Source organism: Mucilaginibacter sp. RCC_168 (genome assembly GCF_041355315.1).
In the GTDB taxonomy this organism is placed as follows: Bacteria; Bacteroidota; Bacteroidia; order Sphingobacteriales; family Sphingobacteriaceae; genus Mucilaginibacter.
Genome location: NZ_JBFUPN010000009.1, coordinates 80,799 through 105,214, shown reverse-complemented (window position 1 = coordinate 105,214; position 24,416 = coordinate 80,799). Strand labels below are relative to the sequence as shown.

At 43.4% G+C, this 24,416-nt stretch carries 15 protein-coding genes and 1 tRNA gene; 10 read left to right on the top strand and 6 right to left on the bottom strand.

What is annotated here, in order from left to right:
* Positions 1-55 precede the first annotated feature (55 nt).
* On the bottom strand, positions 56-1,657 hold the full coding sequence (locus tag AB6735_RS10210; RefSeq protein ID WP_370995824.1) for a serine hydrolase domain-containing protein: 1,602 nt from the start codon (positions 1,655-1,657) through the stop codon (positions 56-58).
* Positions 1,658-1,816: 159 nt separating this feature from the next.
* On the opposite strand from AB6735_RS10210, the gene AB6735_RS10205 reads away from it, so the two are divergent.
* Positions 1,817-1,890 (top strand) — tRNA-Pro (locus tag AB6735_RS10205).
* An 83-nt stretch (positions 1,891-1,973) separates the two neighbouring features.
* Here the strand turns inward: AB6735_RS10205 and AB6735_RS10200 are convergent.
* The 5 genes from AB6735_RS10200 to AB6735_RS10180 all read right to left on the bottom strand — a co-directional run bounded on the left by AB6735_RS10200 (position 1,974) and on the right by AB6735_RS10180 (position 9,601).
* A complete protein-coding gene (locus AB6735_RS10200) occupies positions 1,974-3,659 on the bottom strand; it encodes a serine hydrolase domain-containing protein (protein ID WP_370995955.1) in 1,686 nt (561 codons plus the stop codon).
* A 358-nt stretch (positions 3,660-4,017) separates the two neighbouring features.
* Positions 4,018-4,539, bottom strand: coding sequence for a hypothetical protein (locus tag AB6735_RS10195; RefSeq protein WP_370995823.1), 522 nt, complete (start codon positions 4,537-4,539; stop codon positions 4,018-4,020).
* A gap of 173 nt (positions 4,540-4,712) precedes the next feature.
* A complete protein-coding gene (locus AB6735_RS10190; protein ID WP_370995822.1) occupies positions 4,713-5,270 on the bottom strand; it encodes a histidine phosphatase family protein in 558 nt (185 codons plus the stop codon).
* 58 nt (positions 5,271-5,328) lie between these two features.
* On the bottom strand, positions 5,329-6,753 hold the full coding sequence (locus AB6735_RS10185; RefSeq protein ID WP_370995821.1) for a hypothetical protein: 1,425 nt from the start codon (positions 6,751-6,753) through the stop codon (positions 5,329-5,331).
* 19 nt (positions 6,754-6,772) lie between these two features.
* The gene (locus tag AB6735_RS10180; RefSeq protein WP_370995820.1) at positions 6,773-9,601 is read right to left on the bottom strand and encodes a TonB-dependent receptor domain-containing protein; all 2,829 of its coding nucleotides are present in this window, start codon (positions 9,599-9,601) and stop codon (positions 6,773-6,775) included.
* Positions 9,602-9,935: 334 nt separating this feature from the next.
* Here AB6735_RS10180 and AB6735_RS10175 point away from each other — a divergent pair, with 334 nt between their 5' ends.
* The 9 genes from AB6735_RS10175 (at position 9,936) to AB6735_RS10135 (ending at position 24,414) form a co-directional block, all read left to right on the top strand.
* Positions 9,936-10,523, top strand: coding sequence for an RNA polymerase sigma-70 factor (locus AB6735_RS10175; RefSeq protein WP_370995819.1), 588 nt, complete (start codon positions 9,936-9,938; stop codon positions 10,521-10,523).
* A 61-nt stretch (positions 10,524-10,584) separates the two neighbouring features.
* Entirely contained in the window at positions 10,585-11,664 is a 1,080-nt protein-coding gene (locus tag AB6735_RS10170; RefSeq protein ID WP_370995818.1) for a FecR family protein, read from the top strand.
* Between the two features lie 226 nt (positions 11,665-11,890).
* Positions 11,891-15,232 (top strand): SusC/RagA family TonB-linked outer membrane protein, encoded by a 3,342-nt coding sequence (locus tag AB6735_RS10165; RefSeq protein ID WP_370995817.1) that lies wholly within the window; start codon positions 11,891-11,893, stop codon positions 15,230-15,232.
* 11 nt (positions 15,233-15,243) lie between these two features.
* Positions 15,244-16,692 (top strand): RagB/SusD family nutrient uptake outer membrane protein, encoded by a 1,449-nt coding sequence (locus tag AB6735_RS10160; RefSeq protein ID WP_370995816.1) that lies wholly within the window; start codon positions 15,244-15,246, stop codon positions 16,690-16,692.
* Positions 16,693-16,702: 10 nt separating this feature from the next.
* Positions 16,703-17,395, top strand: coding sequence for a fasciclin domain-containing protein (locus AB6735_RS10155; RefSeq protein ID WP_370995815.1), 693 nt, complete (start codon positions 16,703-16,705; stop codon positions 17,393-17,395).
* An 80-nt stretch (positions 17,396-17,475) separates the two neighbouring features.
* Positions 17,476-19,170: a glycoside hydrolase family 28 protein gene (locus tag AB6735_RS10150; RefSeq protein WP_370995814.1), complete on the top strand. Its 1,695-nt coding sequence runs from the start codon at positions 17,476-17,478 to the stop codon at positions 19,168-19,170.
* A 116-nt stretch (positions 19,171-19,286) separates the two neighbouring features.
* The gene (locus tag AB6735_RS10145; protein WP_370995813.1) at positions 19,287-20,708 is read left to right on the top strand and encodes a chondroitinase-B domain-containing protein; all 1,422 of its coding nucleotides are present in this window, start codon (positions 19,287-19,289) and stop codon (positions 20,706-20,708) included.
* A gap of 14 nt (positions 20,709-20,722) precedes the next feature.
* The gene (locus AB6735_RS10140; protein WP_370995812.1) at positions 20,723-22,777 is read left to right on the top strand and encodes a discoidin domain-containing protein; all 2,055 of its coding nucleotides are present in this window, start codon (positions 20,723-20,725) and stop codon (positions 22,775-22,777) included.
* A gap of 209 nt (positions 22,778-22,986) precedes the next feature.
* The gene (locus AB6735_RS10135; RefSeq protein ID WP_370995811.1) at positions 22,987-24,414 is read left to right on the top strand and encodes an alpha-L-fucosidase; all 1,428 of its coding nucleotides are present in this window, start codon (positions 22,987-22,989) and stop codon (positions 24,412-24,414) included.
* The last annotated feature ends 2 nt before the right edge of the window (positions 24,415-24,416 follow it).

The window sequence follows — 24,416 nt, the reverse complement described above, 5'->3', positions numbered from 1 at the left end:
AAGGCTCCGGCGCGTTTATTTTTTAAAACATTTTCAATCCGGCGGCAGAGCAATTTTACTTAACCAATTCCCCGTGCAACACAACCTTGTTATTTCCATAATTAAAGCTGTACTCCACATTGGCATTTAACTGCTGATCGGTGAAATGACAGGTGATCGTTTCTGTATGCGGACTTTCAATATAGCGTAGCTTCAATTGCAATGTCTGGTTGTCATTCCAACCATAACTGCCCTCCACTTTGTAAGGTACCAATAATGAAAAATCTTCCCTGGCTCCGGTAACCAATCCAGGACCCTGCATATCCGTTTTGCCCGGCAACCATTTGCCGGTTTCAAAATTAAGCGCATAACTGGCCGAATCCTTTTTCAGGGTTACATGGCAAACATTATTGGTTATATTAAAAGCAATTGAACTTATATGCAGCGCATTTGGCTGAATGGAAAAGGTTTTGGTGAAGGTGCTGTTGGTATGGTTGCTGGTATTAGTCGCGGGCGGTAAACTTAAAGCTGATAAATGTTTTTCGAGCTTAACATCATCGCCCTTGTTAGGAGATAAGGCCTTCGGATGCATAGCGGGAAGTAAATATTTCCAGATCAGGTTAAGTTCGCCCTGCATATCGCCTGTTTCTGAGGTGATGGCAATTACTGCATCCTGATCGGGCATCACAATGATATACTGCCCAAATGCACCGTCGGCGCGGAAGGCGTTATGACGACAGCGCCAGAACTGATAACAATAACCCTGCATCCAGTCGCTCGAATCTCTTTTGCTTTGCGCAATGCCTGGCGCCTGATCAATTTTAAAGGTAGTTGCCTCTTCAATCCATTCCTTTGGCAATAATTGTTTTCCGTTCCACATACCCTTTTGCAGGTAAAACTGACCCATTTTAGCCAGATCTTCGGTTTTTACACGCAACCCCCAGCCTCCGGTATTAATGCCCTGCTTATTAATTTCCCAATCCATACCTTTTATTCCCAGCGGATCAAAGAGTCGCGGTTTCAGGTAATCAACTTCTTTTTGCCCGGTTACTTTTTGTACAATAGCCGATAGCATAAACGTAGCCATGGAGTTGTATAAAAACTGGCTACCGGGTTTATGTGCTATAGGCAATGCCAGGAAAGCTTTAACCCAATTATCCTCCCTTGATGCGACGGCAAAAGTAGGGTCGACAGCCTGACCAACACTCATAGTTAAAAGATCTTTTACCGTAAGGGCTGCAAGGTAAGGCGGTATAGAATCCGGCAAGCTGCCGGCAAAAAACGAGGCCACTTTGTCGTTTACCGACAAGCGTTTTTCACTAACCGCAAAGCCGATAGCGGTAGAAGTAAAGCTTTTGCTGCAGCTGTAAAGGCTATGTCTTAACGTCGACTGATATGGATTCCACCAGCCTTGAGCTATTATTTTGCCATGCCGCAAAAACATAAAACTATGAAACTCGTGCTTGCTTTGTGCCACCGCATTCAGAAAACTGCCAATCCCGGCTGCCGAAACACCCTCTGCCTCGGGTGTGCTGATAGGGAAGGGGCTTGTTTTTTGAGCGTAAAGCGTACTGCTGAAAAATAAAAAGCATACAATTACGGCAAACAACTGCTTTTTGCAGTACCCAGACCATGATCTTACAATAATTTGCACAGGAGATAAATGATAAATAGACATTCCGGTAATTTTGAAGGTTTATAATTAAAACTAAAATAAGCTTTTTTAGGGATTATAATCTTTATGCGGATAAAGTTATTCAGGTGGAGTTAGCAATACTTTTGTACAAATCATTTTGAGATAATGGTCTACTTATTATATTTGCCTTTCCAACCATTTCGGGATGTAGCGTAGCCCGGTATCGCGCCAGCATGGGGTGCTGGAGGTCGTGGGTTCGAATCCCGCCATCCCGACGAAAGCGATCCAACCAGTATCGAAAAGCCCCTTAAATCATAAATTTAAGGGCTTTTTGATGTATTTCAGTCCAAAAACTTCTTTAATCTCTTAATCCCGATTCCTTTTTAAATAACAGATGCATTATCCGGCCGGAATTAACCTCAAATCCGGTAATCTGATTTTTATCATTTCTGAGGACCTTTAAATTAGACATCCACCAAAGGTCGTTGATTAATTGATCGTCGCCATATAAATTTAACGTGGTATCATTATATTTGCTATTGGTAAGCAATAAACGATGATCTTTTAAAACAATCTGGTAGCTGCAATCCAGCTCAGGGCAATAATAGTTGCCCGTATAAGCAAGCAATTGTTTATCCGTTTTTTTTGCACCTGCCTCATATTTTACAAGCTGGCGATGTCCCTCGGGCCAATATTCGTCAAGTATGGTTTTCTTTGGGCTTTTTACCTTGAAAACAAACCTTATATTCGGAAATTTTGGCATAACCAGGGTGTCTTTTGTGCCTCTTGCCAACTGGTTAATATGCCCATTCTGCTCTAAGTAAAGTTTTTTGCCATTTAGTTTGAAGTTAAAGCGGATAGCATCATCTGCGATATAACTCCCCAGAAATTTTTTTAAAGCCAGGGTATCGTTGAAGATGGCACTTGTGCTATCGGCAATCGCAGGTTTGGGTGTGGTTTTTTGAGGCGAAAGGTCCTTAATAAAAAGGTCGCTTACCTGTGCAGCTTTACTGTTCGGATCTGTATCGCCAAGATTACTAAAAACTATAAAACCCATCCTCTGGTCGGGGAAAATATTAACAAAAGTGCGGTAACCGGCATCACTACCATTATGCGAGTACATTTTATGTCCTTTATAATCATCAACAGATATACCTAAGGCATAATTTTGTTCCTTGCCGTTATTCAGTTTGCCTTTTTGTGTTAATTGTTCTATGTCTTGCTGATCGCCTACTTTATGGTTATAAAAATTCATTACCCATTTGCTCATATCATCCATATTGGTAAACAAGCTGGTGGCGCCGGCAACAGAATAGCTTAAGGTGCTGTTTTGAAAATGGGCATCATCTTTCCGGTCATAAGAGTAAGATCGGTTGGGAACTATTTCGGTATAATCGTCATGAAAGTGCGTGTTTTTCATTCCCAGCGGCTTAAAAATAACGGAGTCAGTAAATTGTCGAAGGCTTTTACCGCTAACGGCGCGTACAATTTCGGCCAGCATGGTATACCCGCTGTTTGAATAGTTCCATTCTTCGCCCGGGCTAAAATTGAGTGCTCGCTGTTTGCCTAATATTTTTATGATCTGATCCTGCGTAATCACATCATGTAACCGGGTGCCCGCTATAGCAAGTAGTTGCCATTGGTCTCGGATGCCGCTGGTATGGTTTAAAAGGTTCCGCACTGTGATCTTTGCTTTCAGATCCGGAAACCACGGAAGATATTTATGAATATCATCATCAAGGTTTAACTTTCCCTGCCTGGCCAAAAGCACAATTGAGAAAGCTGTAAATTGTTTGGATACCGAAGCTATATGAAAAATTGTTTCGGCTGTAATAGGGATATTATATTCGAGATTAGCCATCCCGTACCCCTTTGCAAAAATAAGTGAATCGTTCCTTACAACACCTACGGCGTACCCTGGACTGCCGCTGTTATCCCACTTTTTAAATAAGCCATCGATTTTTTTTGTAATGGAATCGGAGACGCTTTGTGCAGACAGTTGTGCTACTGAGCAAATAAATATTAAACAAGTAAAAAGATACATTTTGGATAGACTCATAATAATATGTTAGGTTGCTGCGTGTATGACGTAACTAAGCACCAATGTGTTGCACATATATTATACTTTTTAACGATGATAAAGATTCGTCACATTTTCGAAGCGAAAAACATAACGGGATAGTTTCAGACCGCTCTCCGGTTAAAAAGCCGAAAAATATGAGTTAGGCATATGCTACAGCGTAGCGAATAGAATAGTTTGTTCCTGACCAGGAGGCGTACAGTATCGCGATGGAAAAGTAAAGTATATCTGAGTAATTTGAGAAACCACACAGATATACTTTTTAATTATAAAGGATAGATGCTCTAAACTTGGTTACGGAAAAATAATGAACGGGATAAACTTATTTAGAACCGCCAAACAAACCCGTCAGCTTTCCTAATATACCGCCGCCGCCTTCTGCGCCATCACCGCCTCCGTGGAAAAGATTAAGGGCATCGCTCATATCAAATTTGCCATCAGCGCCCCCTAATGAGCCCAGGATGCTTTGAATGTCAAAGGAGCTATCGCCGGCATCGTTTGTTTTGTTGGCCAGTTGCCCTAAAACCTGTGGTATCAGGCTGGTTGCTGTTGATTGAGCAGCAGCGCCGTCAACTCCATAATTATTTTGCAGCTTACCGCTAAACTGTTGTATAATTTGACTAACAATAGGGTTATTGGCTAAATCGCCGCCACCACCTTTGAGTAACGATAACACCCCGGATAAGCCACCGCCACCGGAGGATAAATGGCTTCCCAATACATCCATTATGGATGAGGAAGCGTCCTGTACGGCGGCTTCGTTGTGTTCATTTGGAATTTGAGGGTTATTGGTAATTGCATCTCCTGCATTTTGTGTCACCAACTGAAGTAGGTTCTCTAACATGTTTTTCTGTTTTAAGGATATAATTGATTTATAATATACGATTTAATCTTAGGAGAGTAAATAAAGATACACAACGCATTTTTATCAAAAAAGGAAAAAGAGGCGATCCGCACAAATCATTATCAATAAAAGTTCATAAGAATAACCAAACTACCCTTGACAGGCAGGGAAATTTAAAAACTACAATCGGCAGCAGGGTGTATATTTTCTTTATCAAAGGCAATAGTGGCATCCCCGTTTTTAAATGTCACTACCCAGATGCTGTCATAATCATTATCGGGCCATTTTAAATCATGGTCTTTTACACCTAAAGCCCTCACAATAGGCACAATATTGTTATGTTCCCAAACCACCAGTGTAGTTCCGGTTCTGCTTTTAAGATCGGCTGCCATGCCTAATGAATCCTTTTCTTGCCGGCTGCTATTAATTGTGAGGTTGTACTTTGCCGCTAAAGGAATAATGGTTTGAAACATCCGGGAATGTTTGGTGGCATCTCCTAAACCCATAGCAGGGACAAAAATATAAGCAGGGATCCCAAATTTAGAGGTAATAACAGCCGGAAGTTTTAATGATCTGTTCACTCCCTGGCAGGTTAGGTTATCGCCCTTTACCGGTTTTTCGGCGTGGCGTATAAATACAATCTTTAAGTTGGGGGATTGAGCAGCTGTGGTTGATACCATAAACCATACGCAAACCAACAGCAGGGACCCGCTTTTAATAAGTAATTTCATTTTGATGGGGGATTATAAAGGGATAGCCGAATTTAAATTCAGCTATCCCTGAAAATTATTAGTGTTGGTTGCCAGTACCGTTTAGTTGGTAGCAACCCAGATCAGCGCCTGGTGGGGTAGGATCAGAGAGTCCGTAAATTTTATCCAGCGGAACAGTGATTAGGGGTTTTATACTGGTGTTTCCTTTTCCAATTAGCGGAGAACTTGCCTGCAAATGGAAATTAAAATTTCCAACGGCGCTATATTGTGAAAGAGCATGACCTGTTGTAGGTAAGGGAAAATTCAAAAACGCTGGATTGTTTTTCTGAACTACATCACTGCCATCATAAATAGAGCCCAACTGATAATTAGTGGGGAGATATTTTGCTGAAGAAGTGATGGATGGGATATCAGTAGTTTGTGGCTGGGTGATGTAACCGGTTGGGTAAAACTGGTTTGCCACGCTCAATGAATCGGCCCATTGATAGTTATTGCCGTAAGAAAGATGTGCCACATCGGCAACCGGATTGCCTACTACCCGGTAACCAAACCGGCAGTTTATAGCTACGTTATTATAGTACATGCCCGCAGCACCTTCCTCGTAATTGATACAACCCCCACGACCGCTTTGTTGTTGTCGGTATCCTCCGCTTACAAAGGTGTTATTATACATCACCAGGTTAGTTTGCGGTGCGCCAATCGCCTGCCCTTTATTTGATGCTTTTTGGCCGTTTGTTGCTGTCCCTACAAAAAGATTATAGGCCATTGTGCCTACGGTACCGCCCTTGGCATTTAAACAATCACCACCATTAACCCCGTTCTTTTCAAAGGTGCTGCGGAAAATGGCAACTTTACCTGCCGATATCCGGATCGGATCATCCACACCACCATACAACCAGGAATCTTCCATGATAAAACTCCCTTTATAATTGGCAAATAAAATACTGTATTGGTTACCGGAGCCCGAACCGGCAAGTTTAGATGTTGCGTCGCCCTCGGTTAAACCAGCGTATTCCACATGAGTCCAGCGTAATACCATCAGATTACAGGTTGGACCGCCAATAATACCTTTCCATTTGCCGGAGTAAGCAGGATCTGCAGTGGGGGCAACGCCACCAGGTGCATCATTTTTGGTTATTCCGGGAATGGTTATCCAGTTAGGCTGATTTTTGGAGCCGTTACTAACCAAAGTTCCTAAAACAATCAAACTGCTACCGGCGCCCATATTTAAAGTTACACCGGGTTGCATCAATAAGGTATCTAAAGGATTAATAACCAGATCGCAGCCCGCCTGTACGGTGTAAGTTTTACCGCTGAGCATAGTGCCTTTTACCGGGCTAACCGTGCTGCCACCACTACATGAGAGCGGGGCTTTATCGCTTACGGGGTTAGCAGCGGGTGGGGTATAGTTGTAAATCTCGGTATGTTCACCTTTCCATTTTTGACAACCGGATACTGATGCAAATAATATCAGGGAAATGATGGGGATTATATATTTTTTCATCGTTATAGTTTATTTGTTGTTAGAATTTATACCTGAAACCGCCAAGGAATAGCGTTTTATAATAATCGCTTTGCACTAACGTTTGTGCCGCTATATCCTGTTTGCCTAAAAACTCCTGCAATTGCGACTTAATTTTATCATGCGGATATTTCAGGTATATCTTGGCAGCTGCATTGGTAAGGTTGTTGATTTTGCCATAAAAAGAGAAGTGTTTGGAAATCGTTTTTTCAAAAGAGAAATCCAACTGACCATAAGCGTGCTGGTAAAAATCAAGATTGGCGTATGCAGAAACCTGGGCCAGACGTTCGCCGGTATACACAAAGGCCAATTGCATATCTAAGCCCAGGTCGGCACTTTTAAACAATACCGATGCGTTACCCACATGATTGGCCTGTCCCTGTAATGGGCGTGTTTCATTTATAATGCTATTCATCGGTTGATCATTAACTCCCGTTGGAGCATATAGCAACTTGGGAGTAGTTACACGGGAGTGGGTATAAGTATAGTTAGCAGAAAACCCTATTATGCCAAAAAATTTGGTTGCCAAAGCCTCAAAACCATAATTGATAGCATTACCCGGGTCATTCGCCGGTTGGATTAGCAGATCGCTGGGGCCGGAGCCACGAACTACATAATATTCGATAGGATTATAGATCTTTTTATAGAAAGAACCCAGTAATAATTGGTCGGCCCCACCTGGGAAAAACTCATATCTCACATCATAATTATCAGCCGTAATGTGCTTTAAATTGGAGTTCCCTTCTTCCTTATAATATTCTCCGTCAAATTGATAAGGTACCTGCTCTCCAAAACCGGGACGGCTAATTGATGCAAAATAAGATGCCCTGATATTTTGGTTGTCAGTTAACGCGTATTTTAGGTGAATACTTGGCAAAACATCAGTGTAAATGTATTTTCCACTTCTGCCCGGAACGGTAATAGGGGATTGGGTAAGATAGGACACATTGGTGTTTTCGACCCGGACGCCGCCTAAAATCTGTAGTTTAGGTAGCAGATCAAACTTTGCCTGCAGATATTCCGCGTTGTCGTTTTCGGTTATATGATAGTTATTCTCTAAATTATTGTTACTGCTACCCTTACCATCTATAGGTTGCGACATGGTAAATGGAATAGAATTTAAATTATTGTTATATAATGTTGAGCCTCCTTTTAAGGTATATTCCATAAAATAATTATCCCTTATTTTATGGCGAAATAGGCCCCCGGTTGAAAACTCAACAGGTTTGCCGGCAATTTTAGGGGTATAGATAAGGTTGGCGTAACCGCTTATATCCTGATCTTTATTGTTTTCCCAATGGTGAGTTAGTACCGTATTGTTATCATATTCATTGGTAACCGCGCCAGCGCTATTGAGGGCCTTATTGGCATCGTATGAAAACTCGGTCCTGTCGGGCATATTGCGGGTAGCTCTGGAATAAACGCCATCCCAGTTAAATTTCCATTCATCACTTAATATATGTTCGCCATGCAGCGTAGAATTGTAAATAGTTTGCTGAGTTAAAGTGCTTCTGTTTGACAGCGTGATTTGCTTACTAAAATTAGTAGAGTTTAAACCTAAGCCCAAGGTGTCTGATGACAAGCGCGACTCGTATTCATTTTGATGGATGTACAAATTGTATAACGAGATCTTGTTTTTGTCATCAATCACATAGTCAATTTTATTATGGATGCCTAAACGTTGTGTTTGAGTAGAATAGGTACGATCAAAAGAATCGGAAAACTGAGGTGAGTTTGGTAAAGGTTGGTAATCCGGCTGCGCATTGGGTATTAACCTTTTGGAATTAGAGCCCCGGTAAATATTCTGGTAACTGGCCGAAACAATTACACCCAGTTTATTATTCAGGAAACGATCGCCAATGGTTAAACCAGCTGTCGAACTCAGGGGATTGTTAAGATTTTGATCGCTGGTTAATGCTTTGTTATTAAAATCGGCATAGGTAGCCCCATAACTGTTGCCATGTACCATAGCTGGCGATTGGCGCGCAGATGATGGATCAAAAGCATTGAATAGGCGACCTTTAGAGAACAAAGAAGAAAAACCACCAGATATATTTGCGCTAAGCACAAAATGATCGGGTGCGCTTTTCATCACCAGGTTCATGACCCCGCCAATGGCATCGCCCTCCATGTTGGGTGTAAGGGCTTTAATAACCTCCAGGCGTTCCAGCATTTCAGATGGAAATATATCCATGGGTACAAAACGATAAGCTGGATCCGGGCTTGGTATTTTAATGCCATTTACCAGTGTAGAATTATACCGTTGTTCCATCCCACGTATAATGGCGTAACGGCCCTCGCCACTGGCCGAGCGTTGTATACTTACGCCACTCACCCGTTGTAAGGCATTGGCCACGGTTACATCGGGTAAAAGCTTAATGGTGTTGGCCGAAAGGATGTTTTGGATCATGCTGGCATTTTTCTCAATGCCCCGGGCCGTCCGGTCTGTTTCTTTATTGCCTTGACCAGTAATTTTAACTTCGGCCACCTGAGTGCTTGCATCCCGCAGATCAATATTGATGATCTTTATTTGGTCGGTAGCGCTGATGTTACCTTCATAAACCTGCGAAGATTTGTAGCCGATATAATTTACCTGTATTTGATAAGAACCAGGGTGTACGTTTTTAAAAATATAAGACCCGTTTAGGTTTACGGGGGCTATTTTATTTACGCCCTGTTGTATTAAATGTACTGTTGCTCCGGCCAGTGGTTCGCCGGTTTTATAATCATCAACTTTACCTTTTATGATCTGCGCAACAGACGAAAAGGCAAACAGGAAGATTAAGGAAGAAAACAACAATAACCTGTTAAGGAAGTAGGAGTGTTTCATGGACTGCGGATTTTTGATTTTCCGCAAAGAAACCTGTAGAATACTGGAGAAAAACTGAATAATCTACCCCAAACGGATTCAATAACCGAAACTTAACACAGACTTAATTTTCCGACTTAAATAGTTCCGATATGTCCGCTTATGTCGGTACATACTTAGCGAGCTAAACTATTCCGAAATCGTGGTTAAGCGATCATCCGTAATGAATTTGTAAATAGGAGTTAGTATTTAGTCAATATAGTTTATTTCTGAGGCGTTTTTCAACCCTAAATTAGGTTTAACCAATTACCAGCATTTTTCCACCATAAATGCACTTGTTCAAACCTGATTATACATGTTAAATATTGATGTTAAAGAGCTATTATTAAAAATAGCGCGCGATAGTGATCTTGCCGCGTTTCAGAAGGTATACTTTCTATACTATGAGCGATTATTAAAACTGGCCTGTTCTTTTGTAAAACTTACAGAAGTAGCCGAAGAGATTGTTGACGATGTATTTGTAAAAGTATGGTCAAACCGTACTAAATTAAGCGAGGTAAATAATTTAACCGTTTACTTGTATGTAGCCATAAAAAACCAGGCGCTTAACTATAACCAGGCAAACCGTATTGTATGTGTTGATATCGAATCGGTTGGATTTGAATTAAAGGATATTAATAGCTCGGTTGAAGAGGTGCTGATCACTGCCGAACTCGCCAAAATTATTAATGATGCCATACAGTGCTTACCCGAACAATGTAAGATGGTATTTAAATTGGTTAAGGAAGACCGGTTGAAATACAAAAATGTTGCTGAAATTATGAACATATCTCCCAAAACGGTAGAATATCATATGGGCAATGCGCTTAAATCTGTAGCTGCAGCAATTTCAGCATCGCCGGATCATCATAAAAGAGTATTCAAAAAGGCGTCGGTGAATTAATTTAATTTTTTCACTGGGGTGTTTTCATTTTTTCCTGTCCTTGTTATTGAAGCTAAAAACAATGGACCAGGAAACTCTTTGGATACTTTTAGGAAAAAAACTCAATAATGAAGCTACCCCCGAAGAGCTTCAACAGTTGGATATATTGACTGCTCAACCCTGGGCCGATGCATACTCCATACAGGTTCTGGAAGCCTTGTGGCAACAAAGTCCTGATCGGCCTCCCCGTTTTATTTCGCATAAGATACAGGAAAAGTGGGCCCGTTTGGAAAGTAAACTGGATATGGACACACCTCAAACAGACAATTTTCAAAGCCCGGAAGATATGGTTGAGGCCTCGGCCAAAGTAAGAAGCATCTGGCATCGTTTAAGCCGCTTGTACGTTTCGGCGGCATGTTTGGTCTTTGGTTTATTGTCATTTTTTTACTGGAGAAGTTTTACCGGAAATAGTCAGGGAAAAACTTACCAGATCGCGGCCCCCCTTGGCGGCATTAGCAAAATAATACTACCCGATGGCAGCAAAGTATGGCTTAATGCAGGGAGTGAAATGTTTTACGGAACTAACTACGGCAATAAGTACAGGGAAATACGCTTAACCGGCGAGGCTTTTTTTGATGTGGTAAAGGATGCCGAACATCCCTTTATTGTAAATACCGCGACCATGCAGATCAAGGTATTGGGCACCGCTTTTAATGTGCGGTCATATGCCAATGATAACACCTCCGAAACATCATTGATCAGAGGCAGGATAGAGCTGACACCGGTATCAAACCCAGACCATAAGATCATATTAAAACCTTCTGAAAAGCTAACCTTACCCAACAAAAACGCGCACAACAAAAACGAAAACAATACTTTGATAACTCTGAGCTCTTTGCATCACGAACAAAACGACTCACTGCCAGCCGAAGCGCAATGGCTTGAAAATAAGCTGGTATTTGATGATGAATATTTTGATGACGTTGCTAAAAAAATGGAACGCTGGTATGGCGTTTCTATCTCCTTTAAAAATGATGAGCTGAAGCAGAAAAAATTTAGCGGAAAGTTTACCAAAGAATCATTAACAACAGCCTTGGAAGCGCTTAAGGCTACCAGCAACTTCAGCTTTTTAATTGATAACGATAAAGTAGTCATTTATTGACCTGCATATTAACCTTAAATCAAACGCGTATGATAAAACTCGACCCATAAAATGCTAATAAAACCAAAAAGCGGAGAATGTTGACGCATCCCCCGCAGTGTTGGTTCCTTCAAAATTACCAGTCGTCTTAAACCAATAATTAAAGTAACCTAAAGACTAAATTATGAAAAAAAATGCTTGCCGCATAAGCAATATGCGGTTGCAATGCCTTATAAAAATATTCCTCATGACAAAGTGTACCCTTCTCCTGATCGTGATATCGTCCTTTCAGGTTTTTTCAAAAGGCTACGGGCAGGATAAGATCAATATTAACCTGCATAACGTTTCGATAAAAAAAGCACTTGCCGAAGTTGAAAAGGCAAGCAGCTACCGCTTTGTTTATAATGATGATGCTTTGAATGCAAAGCTTATTGATAAGATAGATCTGAGCAATGCCTCTATTACGGAGGTGATGGAAATGTTGCTGTCAAAAACAGATCTTACTTATAAACTGAACGGGAATAATCTGGTCATCATTACTGATAGGAGGTTACAAACAGCATCAATCGCCATCTCCGGGGTGGTAAGTGACGCCAAGGGACCATTGCCGGGTGTAAGCGTAAAGCTAAAAGGTACGCAGATTGGGGTTCTTACCGATGCTAATGGAAAGTTCCTGATCAATGTACCTGATAACAATGCCATACTGATGTTTTCATCCGTGGGTTATGTTTCCATGGAGGTTCCTGTTGGCGACCGAAAAAGCATCAATATAACATTAAAAGAATCAGCGACGGATTTAAGTGAGGTGGTTGTAACAGGCTATGGGCAATCGGTAGCCAAACGCGATCTGACAGGAGCTATTTCAACAGTAACAGCCAAACAAATAGAGGAACGTCATCCCATAAACCTGATAGATGCCTTGCAATCACAGGCATCAGGAGTGCTGGTTATCAATGATTCGGGAGAACCCGGCGCCACGGGATCTATTCAGATACGCGGGGGATCGACATTTTCAAGTGCGGGTAATGCGCCGCTATTTGTAATTGACGGTATTTTAAGCCAAAGCGCCGATAATGTAAACCCCAATGATATCCAATCTATCGAGGTATTAAAAGACGCGGCATCGGCTGCTATTTATGGTTCGCAGGCGGCAAATGGTGTTATTCTGATCACTACTAAACGCGGCAGGCCAGGCAAACCGTTGATCAATGCCCAGTATGCCCGTATCTTTGGGGTGATGGCACATAAACTGGAGCAGCCAAACTCCAGAGATCTGCGCATTGAACGAAATTTATATAACGGCAACAGCCCAGACAAACCAACCACTACCAATGATTCATTAAATGTTGTTTTTAACTCCGATAATGATAATCAGGATGTAATTACCCAAACCGCCAAAAGGGATATTCTTGATTTTGGAGTAAGCGGAGGTGAAAAAAGCATACAATATTACTCCAGTATCAGGTACATTAATGACCAGGGCCTTATTGTTAACAGTTATGCAAAAACGCTTCAGGCCCGGTTTAATTTGGATTACCAGGTATCCCCAAGATTTAAATACAGCAACCGCCTGTCATTCGGATACAATACCAATAATAATATTAACGAGGGCAATACCATTAACCAGGCATTTCAGCGGCCGGCAAATTTAGCACTATATTATCCCGACGGTACTTTAACGGGATATATTAGTGGTCGCCGCAACCAGTTATCAGTTGCTTTGCTAGAAGTTAATGTTACCAATACTTATACCGGCGACCTGTTTAACCAGATAGATTATACGATCACCAAAGATCTGCGCTTAACCAATAATTTCGACTTCGGTTTATCAACACCGCATAATGTGTTTTTTGACCCTAAATTGTTAAGCAGCGCCAGTCCTTTGGTTAATTCGGGCAGGGAAAGTTTTGCGGTTAATACCAATTGGGCCTACCAGGGATTTTTAAACTATGCTAAAACATTCGGCAACCACTCCATAACCGCCGTGGCTGGTGTAAGTGCCGAAAAAACGCAGAATAACAACTTTAAAATTGCCGGCTCAAATTCGGCCAATGAAACCATATACACTTCGAATGTTTATGGCACTATTGATCAAACCAATACCGGTACCGATGCGGGGTCAACCAGCCGCGAGTCGCTTTACGCCCGGGCGACCTATAATTATAAGAGTCGCTACCTGTTTAGCGTAGTTTACCGTAAGGATGGTTCGTCAAGGTTTGGTAAGGATAATAAATATGGCGATTTCTATGGCTCATCAGCAGCCTGGCGTTTTACAGATGAACCATTTATGGCCTGGTCAAAAAAGATACTGAATGATGCCAAACTCCGTGTAAATTATGGTGAGGTGGGTAACGACCGGATCCCATCCAACTCTAATTTGCTCATCTATACTTTTGGCTCTTCTTTTTATAATGCTGTAAATGGTGTTGTGTTAAGCAACCAGTTTGGAAACTCCCAGTTAAAATGGGAAAGCAATATCCAAAAGGGCATCGGGCTCGATCTGCAGTTTTTCAATTCAAGATTGAATGTAACCGCCGATTACTATCAAAAGACAACCAAAAACCTGCTTTATCAGCGTAATATCCCGGTTGAAACAGGTTTCACCAATGTATATGTAAATGTGGGTGATGTTACCAATAAAGGCTTTGAGCTTTCGCTGAACGGAACACCGGTTGCCAGCAAAAATTTTAATTGGAACATTGGAGCTAACCTGACGATTGAACGGAACCGTATTAAGAGCCTGTACAATCATCAACCATTCCTGGCAACTTCTGGTGGGGCCACATACCTGGTACAGGAAGGTGGAAAGATAGGCGATTTTTATGGCTACAAAGGTTTGGGTGTTTATCAGTATGATGCCTCAAACGCCTACGATGGCAATTGGAACAGGTTAACCCCAGAAGGGGTATCTGCCGACGGTAAAACAGCTCAAAGGTATACGCTGAACGGGCAAACCTATAGCGGTACCATACATCATATGTATGCTGGCGGCGCTTTACTGCTTGGTGGCGACATGATATTTGACAACGTGAAAAAAGACAGTGTGATAGATGCCAATGACCGCCAGGTTTTAGGTAACGCGCAACCCTCATTCTACGCTTCTATCATCAATACCATAAATTATAAACAGTTTTCTTTATCCTTTACCCTAAATACTACCTGGGGAGGCCAAATCTACGACAGTCCACGGCAAACATTGGATAACCTGGCAACATCGGGTATTGTGGCCGATAATAATACCACTTACAATTCCTGGAAAAAGCAGGGCGATATCACCAACATTCCATATATGGGCCGAAAGAACTCAACCGCGAATTTCCCCGGCACGCAAACCAGGTTCCTGGAAAACTCATCGTTTATCAGATTGAGTTATGCAAAGCTTACCTATAATTTACCGGCTAACCTGGCGTCGCGTTATAAGCTCAAAAACATAGGGGCTTATATATACGGGGCAAACCTGCTCACCTGGACAAATTATACCTGGTATGACCCGGAATTTTCTTCCAGCTCGGCCCTCACTCCGGGTAATGATAATGGCCGCTATCCGCGCAGGCGCGAGGTTGGTTTTGGTATAAATGTTAATTTCTAATTCATCGAGACATGAAAAAAATATTAAGCGTTACTTTTTTAACATTGCTGATTTCGGTATCAGGCTGTAAAAAACTGCTGGATCAGCCCCCTAAAAGTCAGTTAGGAAGTGATAAATTCTGGAAAAGCGCGGATGATGCCAAAGCTGGCGTTGCAGGTATATATGACGGTGTTCAGGATATGTTTAACAGCCAGTTTATCTATTGGGGCGATGGCCGGAGCGATAACCTCACTTTTCACCCAACCTATAATGATGCCCTGCCACTGAGCATCAATGTATTAACACCCACTACCAATGGCGCCGACTGGACCCTGATCTATACCACTATAAGCCGCGCCAACTTTGCTATAAAATACATTCCAACTATTCCGATAATTGATGCCGCTACATCCAATGATCTGCAGGCACAGGCACTAACCATCAGAGCTTACTGTTATTTTTGGCTGATAAGACTTTGGGGTAATGTACCGTTATGGACACAGCCTTATGAGGATCTGAATACCGATCCGTATAAGGCTGTAACTCCGGCAGCTGATATCATGAAAAACGAGATCCTACCCGATCTGTTGAAAGCCTATGACTTGTCTGACAAGACAGCCTCGGTAGTTTGGAATGTAAATTCCGGCGGCATCGCGGCTATGCTGATGGATGTTTATATGTACAACCATGATTATACCAATGCTTTGTCATGGTGTGATAAGCTGCTGGCCTTAAAACGCTACAGTCTGGAACCTACCGCTACGTGGAAAAACATTTTTACTTCACCAACAAATTCCAAAGAGGATATCTGGAGCTTGAATTGGGATTTTACGGTTGATGGCGGTAATAAGACCTCACAGGAAATTGGGGCTGGTGATACCAATAGCGATTTTGCCGTAGACCCGGCATTGTGGACCTATTTTACAACTACAACCGCAGATATAAGGGGAGCCCAGAGCGTTGATTTTAAAGTGAACAATCACGATAAAATATGGAAATACTATGCGCCAAACCTGGATAAGAACGGCAACCAGATCTATCCTAACTCACCGCAGGCCAACCTGCTATTCCCTTTATACCGCCTCGCGGATATCTATCTTTTACGGGCCGAAGCCTTAAACCGGACCGGCGATTTGGCGAATGCACTTATTTATTTAAATATGGTACATACCCGCGCTGGTTTACCAGCCTACCAGGCCAGTGATTTTGCCAATGCCGATGATATGCTTTATGGCAACCCTTTAAACGGAAATGGCATTTTACGCGAGCGCCAGCTGGAGTTGTTTTGTGAAGCTAAACGCTGGTTCGATCTGCAACGAAACGGCATCATCGTATCGACTATGGATCCTTTAATTAAAATACGGCAAACGCAAAAAGGTTTTCCGCCGACAGGTTTTGGCGATATCCGGAAAATTTACTGGCCAATAAACCAGAATGTGCTGAACGCCAATACCAAGCTCACTCAAAATCCACCTTATTAATTTATATCAAATGAAGAAGATGAAACAAGCAATCGTATGGCTTGCATGCATGGGCCTCTTAATAAGTATGGCGGGCTGTAATGTGGCCGGATTAAAATTGCAGGAAAATGCCGATTATCACCCCTATGTGCTTGATCCGCACATTAACAAAACCGCATGGCAGTATATAAAAGATCGCAGCTACAACTTTGCCGGAAAAGATACGGTGTTTAAGCTGATGCGCAAGGCTATTGAATACTCTGGTATAGATACCAATTTGTATATTAAAACCGACTGCACCTTTATATTTCTGCATAACGATGCCGTTTTCAGAACAACGGTGGTAAATAAAGTGCCAACTATAACGGCCGATTGTTACTGGGGCAAATACCTGGTGAACGGCAAGCCTGCCACCAAATGGAGTGATTACCCTAAAGAGCAGGTAAAAAACTACCTGTTGTATTTAATTGTACAAGGAGCATATTCATTTAACAATTTAACACCTACCAATGTGGTGGCCACTACGCTGCAACCACAAAATTACGACCCGCTGAACCCCACATCGATCATGACGCTGAGGGTTAATAATGATCAGAACTTTACCATGCGGCTAAATGATTTTTCCAATTCGGCAGGTTATGTGAGTGTGCGTACCAGCAATATTTTGGCCTTAAACGGAGCTATACAGGTAATTGACAGGGTACTTTTTTATCAAACAAAATAGTACATGGTTTAATTGGTTCGCCGGTCGCGACGGGGCTCCCTGTTGCGGCCGGCTCTTTTAAACACATTGAAATGAAACAAATGGCAAACACACATAACAAATCCGTATCCCGCCGTAACTGGCTGGGCGCGATGGGCAAAATCTCGTTAGGAACAGGATTGGCCGTGGTTACCTCTAACTCATTTGGTACCGAACGCCCCGGACCTGTAAAAACAACCACTAACGATATTGGTGCACGGGTGTATAACATCCGCGACTTCGGCGCAAAAGGGGATGGCAAAACGCTGGATACTTTCGCGGTGCAATCGGCTATTGATCTATGCAACAAGGAGCAAGGAGGTACGGTCCTGGTACCGGCCGGTGTATTTGTGATCGGTTCGGTTGAACTGAAAAGCAACGTTACTTTGCACATTGCAGCGCAGGGAAAATTATTGGGCAGCGCCGATGGTAAACAATATCATGCCAGCGAGGCGATCCCCTTGGATAGTGGATGGACCATGAACGACGGTAACGTAGGCCTCATATTTGCCGCCAATGCCGAAAATATCACCATTGAAGGTAATGGTACTATCGACGGGCAGGGGGCGCAATTCCGCAGCGATACCAAAGGCGTATTGCCGCCGGCCGGTATCTCAGGGAACCATCGCCCGTATCATTTGCTTTTTTATCAATGCAAAAATTTAACCGTGCGCGATATTTCACTCATCAACAGTGCCTATCATTCCATCAGGGTTTGCATGTGCACATTAGGAAAGTTTGAGGGCTTATATATCCGCAGTAAAGTGATCCACAATAACGATGGCTTTCATTTTATAGGCAGCACCTATATGCATGTTTCCAATTGCGATGTACAATGCCAGGACGATGCCTGCGCGCTGTTTGGCAGCTGTAAGTTTGTAACCGTTTCAGATTGTTCGTTCAGTACGCGCTGGTCCGTATTCCGGTTTGGGGGAGGGGAGGCTGAGAACATCACCGTTTCCAACTGCCTTATTTATGAAACCTACGGATGCCCTATAAAAATGCGTTGCTCACCAGGTTCGCGGTTTGAGAATATCTCGTTTTCAAACCTGGTGATGAAAGATGTAACGGGCCCTATTTCCATAGGATCGGGTAATGGGAAATCTTCGGTTAATCCCATTGCCAATACCCCGGCTATTGTACGCAATATTTCATTTAATCATATTCATGCAACGGTGGTAAAGCCAGTGCAGCTTCGTGATGCGGAGTTTACGAGTAAATATAATCCCGGCGAAATATTTTCATGTGTTACACTGAATGCCATGGATGATATTTTTTTAGAAAACATCAGCTTCAATGATGTCCACATCGCATTTCCAGGAGGTGGTACAGCAGAACATGGAGCGGTGCGCGATGTCCCCAAAGTAGCTGCGGAATATTATCAGATAGGGGTGCCGCCAGCCTACGGCATATATGCACGTAATGTACGTGGATTGACGCTTCACAACGTGAGATTGACGATGGAAAGCCCGGATCTGCGCCCGGCTGTTATATTGGATAATGTGGAAGATGCTACGCTGAATGGCCTGAGCGCACAAGGTCAAAAAAAATCCGAATCGTTACTCCGCTTCATCAACACCCGTGATGTTCTGGTAAGCGCCCTGCGGGTACTAACACCGGTTACCAATTTGCTGCAGGCAGAGGGTAAGGATTGCGCTAATATTATCATAGACGGTGGAGACACCTCTAAAGCTGATAAGGCACTGGTATTAACATCCGGCGCATCTCCAAAAGCGGTGAAACTGCGGGTTTTGTAACAATCATGTTAAAGCCAATGGAGTATATCAATTAGCTTATTTGTGTAACTGAACCCTTAAAAAATAAGCCGATGTTAGTCACATTATACTTTTTGTCCTCATAAAAACATATCATAATGCGCAAAAAATATCCTTACATCCATTCAAAAAGCCATATGGCCAGGCTTGTTATTATCTTTATTATTTTATTATGGCTACCTTCAAAAATACTGCGGGCAGAAACGGTTACGGTTTCGTCAATTGCCGATCTGCAAAAGGCTATTGATAAGGCAAGGCCCGGAGATCTAATCTTGCTGGTCGACGGCGTTTATACCACCACTGAGGATATCTCCGTCCGTGGAAAAGGAACCCGTGAAAAACCGATTATTATTGCCGCCCAGCATACAGGCGCTGCGGAAATTGCAGGTAAGGGAGGGTTTAGTTTACAAAGTCCGGCAGCGTATATGATTATCCGGGGATTTAAATTTACTCATACGGCATCCAAAGCCAAAACGGGGATAGGTACCAACTTCTGCCGCTTTACTCAAAATATATTTGAAAACCAGGGCGACGGAGAAGACTTGACCATTGCCGGCAGCGATCAGGAGGTGGATCACAATACCTTTCAAAATAAAAACGCGATGGGCCGGTTTGTCGCCATTCGTGGTGAGGGCAAGCAAATAGCCGAGAGGTTACATATCCACCATAACTATTTTAATAATTTTGCCAGTCAGGGTGGTAAAAATGGCGCGGAAGCATTACAGTTTGGATTAAGCGGCTTCAGCTTATCATCAAGCAACAGTGTGGTTGAATATAATTTGTTTGAACGCTGCGAAGGGGAGAACGAGCTCATCTCGGTTAAGGCATCGGCGGTAACACTCCGGTACAATACTGTTCGCGATTGCCCTGCACAATTCACCTTGCGCCATGGTAACAAAAGTTTAGTATACGGCAATTATTTTTTCAATACACCAGGCTTAAGGATCTTTGGCGATGATCACCTTATCTACAGCAATTATTTCGAAAACTGCAGCTCGGCTATCGTAATTGGCAATGGCGATGGCGAGGTTGCCGATGGCGCCCAGCTTACCGCGCACGACCGGCCAGACCGGGTGCTGATCGCTTTTAATACACTGGTTAATAATAAAGAAAACATCATCCAAACCGGCCGCAAGAATGGTATGGGTGCCACTTATATTACCGTGGCGGATAATATTATCCAGGGAGGTGGACCGGCGGCTACTATTTCTGGTCCATACGCCAATCCGCAATGGTTGGGTAATATCATATTCCGGGTAAAGGATGCCGGTAATATGCCGGCAGAGGGCTATACCACAGCCGATCCTAAACTGGCAAAAAACGCCTCTGGAACTTATCATTTGCAAGCCGGTAGCCCTGCTATTGACCATGGAACGACCATGTATCCTGGTATGACTACAGATATGGATGGCCAGCCGCGCATAGCTCCGTTTGATATTGGCGCCGACGAACAAAGCAATGCCCCGGTTAAGGCACATGCGCTTAGTCCGTCCGATGTTGGTCATCAAGCTAAAAATTAAGCAGAGTATTTCAAATGAAAAACATTAGTGTATTTATATTATGCTGGTTGATAACAGCCAGTACTTTCGCACAAAAAAGTAAAAGTCAGTGGGTATACCGGGCTAAGGATGGTAAGCTGGTTTATAAAACTACCCCAAGCGGCGATAGGATCATGGATTTTTCGTCCGCGGGTTATATGGGCGGTGGCGTGGCATTCCCCGCTGTGCTTGTAAAACGCATAGTAAAACCATCGGGGAGTGATGATACCCAGGCTATTCAGAAAGCTATAGATGAAGTATCGGCATTGCCCCAGCAAAACGGATTTCGAGGTGCGGTAGAGTTGGCTCCGGGAATCTTTACCTGTTCGGGCCCAATTCTTTTATCAACAAGCGGAGTGGTGCTGCGCGGCAATGGAAGCGGGGCAAACGGTACCACCATCAAAATGGTTGGAGAACATCATACGGCTATAGTTATTGGCCGCGGCAACACCAATGTGCCCTTAGGCCGGACAGAAAGGGCAGATAGCGGCGCGGCTAATACAGTCAAAACCATTATTACCGATGCTTACGTGCCATCGGGCAGTACATCTTTTACCGTTGCTGATGCTTCGGGATTTGTTGTTGGTGATACGATTGCCATCAATCGCCCGGTAACCGAAAGCTGGGTACATTTTATGGGCATGGATAATATGTGGCGCGACGGTAAAAAAGAAACCTGGCTCAAAGCAGGCTCCCGGGGTGTTACCAAAAGGAAGATAGTAGCCATCTCCGGTAATAAACTCACTATTGATATTCCCCTGGCCGACTCTTATGATGCGCAGTTTTTAAATCCTCCGGGTACAATCATTATAAAAGCAAAACCGGTATCGCGGGTTACGCAGGTGGGTGTCGAAAATATACATATCCAATGCCCGCCGCTCGAAATTGATTACGGCCATGCGCCCTATGCCGGTATCCGTGTGGGCGGCGACGATTGCTGGGTAAAAGATGTGTATTGCGAAGAAACCATGAACACCACGGTGCTTGCTGGTAACCGCATTACGATGGAAAAAGTGATTGTGAAGCACACTTACGCCAATTTGGGTGCGTCCAAACCCACAGATTTTAGTTTAGAAGGGGGACAAAACCTGATCGACCGCTGCGAGATCACCGGCGGCAATATGTATTTTGTTTGGACCTCGTCCTTAATTGCTGGTCCCAATGTTTTACTCAATTGCACCTTTAGGGGAACGCGAAGCCGTGTACAACCTCATCAACGCTGGGCAACCGGGCTTTTGGTTGATAACTGTACCGTACCTGATGGGGGGATAGATTTCATGAACCGGGGCATCGCGGGCTCCGGTCACGGCTGGACGATGGGATGGGCTGTAGCCTGGAATTGTATAGCTAAAACATACGTTATACAAAACCCGCCAGGTGCGGTAAACTGGGCCATTGGCTGTATTGGCAAACGCGAACAAACCGCACGCTTATTTGACAGCGCACCCGTTTTGCCCGATGGTAATTTTGATTCGCACGGTTCGCCGGTGGAGATTCAAAGCCTTTATCTGGCCCAACTGGCCGAACGCCTGGGAACAAAAGGGCTTAAAAATATAGGGTACACAGGTAACACTGTCGATATGTTTCCGAATAAGCAGGTAAGCCTGTTGCCGCTTAAAACGCAGAGGGATAAACTGGGCTTTAATGAAGCCATAGACCGCCCGGTAAACACCAGCGATGTAAAAGGAAGTACCCGCGAGTTTGGCGGCGAAAAAGCGATTGACGGCAACCCTGCTACTTACTGGCGTACCAATGATGGCGTAACCAAAGCCACGCTCGAAATTGATATGGAAGGCCCGGTAGAGATAAACACCCTGCAACTTAACGAACAGGGGCAGCATATAACCGCTTATAAAGTGGAAGCGCAGTTGGATAGTGATTGGAAGTTGTTGGCACAGGGAACAACCATTGGGAGGAACCAGGTGATAAAATTTCCGGCAACCATTGCCTGGAAGGTTCGCTTGACCGTACTGAAGGCTAATGATTATGTGGCAATCAATAATTTCGGTTTATATATGGAAAGGGGGAGAAGCCCTGACAGTAAAATATAGTCAGAACGAAAACGTTTGCGTAGATTCTTAAAGCCTCATGTGGTACCAAACACCACGCGCATTGTATATAGATAAAAGCAATACAAATGTATGTGCATAACCAATTAGTATAACCACAAGCCATTCCGGCATTGATCGGTTGTGCTCATTTAATTCAATAGTAAATATTATAAACCAGGCAGTACTATATCTGCCGAAATAAAAACCTGATGAAGAAACTTTTTATAGCATGTTTGCTGTCCGTATTTTTTATACATAGTGTTTTTGCACAAAAAGAACTTTCGCGCGATGAGCGCATGAAATGGTGGCGCGAAGCCCGTTTTGGTATGTTTATCCATTGGGGTGATTATGCCGTTCTCGGAGGTATGTATAAGGGATATGAGGTGGGTCATGGCGGCGAGTGGATCATGAACCGGGCAAAGATCCCGGTAGCCGAATATCAAGCTTTTGCCAAAAAATTCAATCCCGTAAAGTATGATGCCGATGCCTGGGTAAAACTGGCCAAAGAAGCCGGTATGAAATATATTGTGATCACGGCCAAACATCACGACGGTTTTGCCATGTTTAAATCAAACGCAAGTAAATGGAATATTGCCGATGCTACGCCTTACGGCAAGGATGTTTTAAAACCATTGGCTGCAGCCTGCAAAAAATATGGCATCAAACTGGGCTTTTATTATTCCCAGGCGCAGGACTGGAATAATCCGGGTGGCGCTGCTGCCCGTAAGGTAAGCGCCGAAGGCTGGCCAAATCCCGATTCGGCCAAAATAGATGCTTATACCAAAGACCACACCGGTCACTGGGATCCGGCTCAAACCACATCAACCATGGCCGAGTATATCGATAGAGTAGCTGTTCCGCAGGTAAAAGAATTACTGACCAATTATGGCGATGTAGCGGTGATCTGGTGGGATACCCCAACCAATATGACCGATGAGTTTGCGCAAAAACTGCAAGACCTGCTTAAACTGCAACCCAATATCATCACCAATGATCGCCTGAAACGCCCCAACTTTGCCGGCGATTATAAAACACCCGAGCAAAAGATCCCTAACCTGAGTGAACTTGATGGCAAAGACTGGGAAACCTGTATGACCATGAATGGCACCTGGGGTTATAAAAGCTATGATCATAAATGGAAATCGCCCGAAACATTGATCCATAACCTCATCGATATCGCGTCAAAAGGGGGCAACTACCTGTTAAATGTTGGTCCCACAGCCGAAGGCGAGTTCCCGCAGGAAAGTATAGCCTCCTTAAAAAAGATGGGCGAATGGATGAAGGTAAATGGCGAAGCGATATATGCCACCAAGGCAAGCCCATTACAACCGCTAAGCTGGGGCCGCTGCACACTTAAACCCGATGGTAAAAATACTATACTATACTTATCTGTATTTAACTGGCCGGCAGATGGCAAACTGGTTGTTCCGGGTTTAAAAAATGAAATTGTTAGTGCCAAAATGCTTGCAGGTGGGGCTGTTTTAAAAACCGAAGCATCCAACGATGGGCTAACCGTAAATGTACCGGCTAACGCCACAGATAACATAGCCACGGTAATTAAGCTGGAAGTAAAAGGTACCGTAGCATCCCCAACAACAAGCCCAGCGGGTAAAATGAAAACCGGAGCACTTGATTAAGC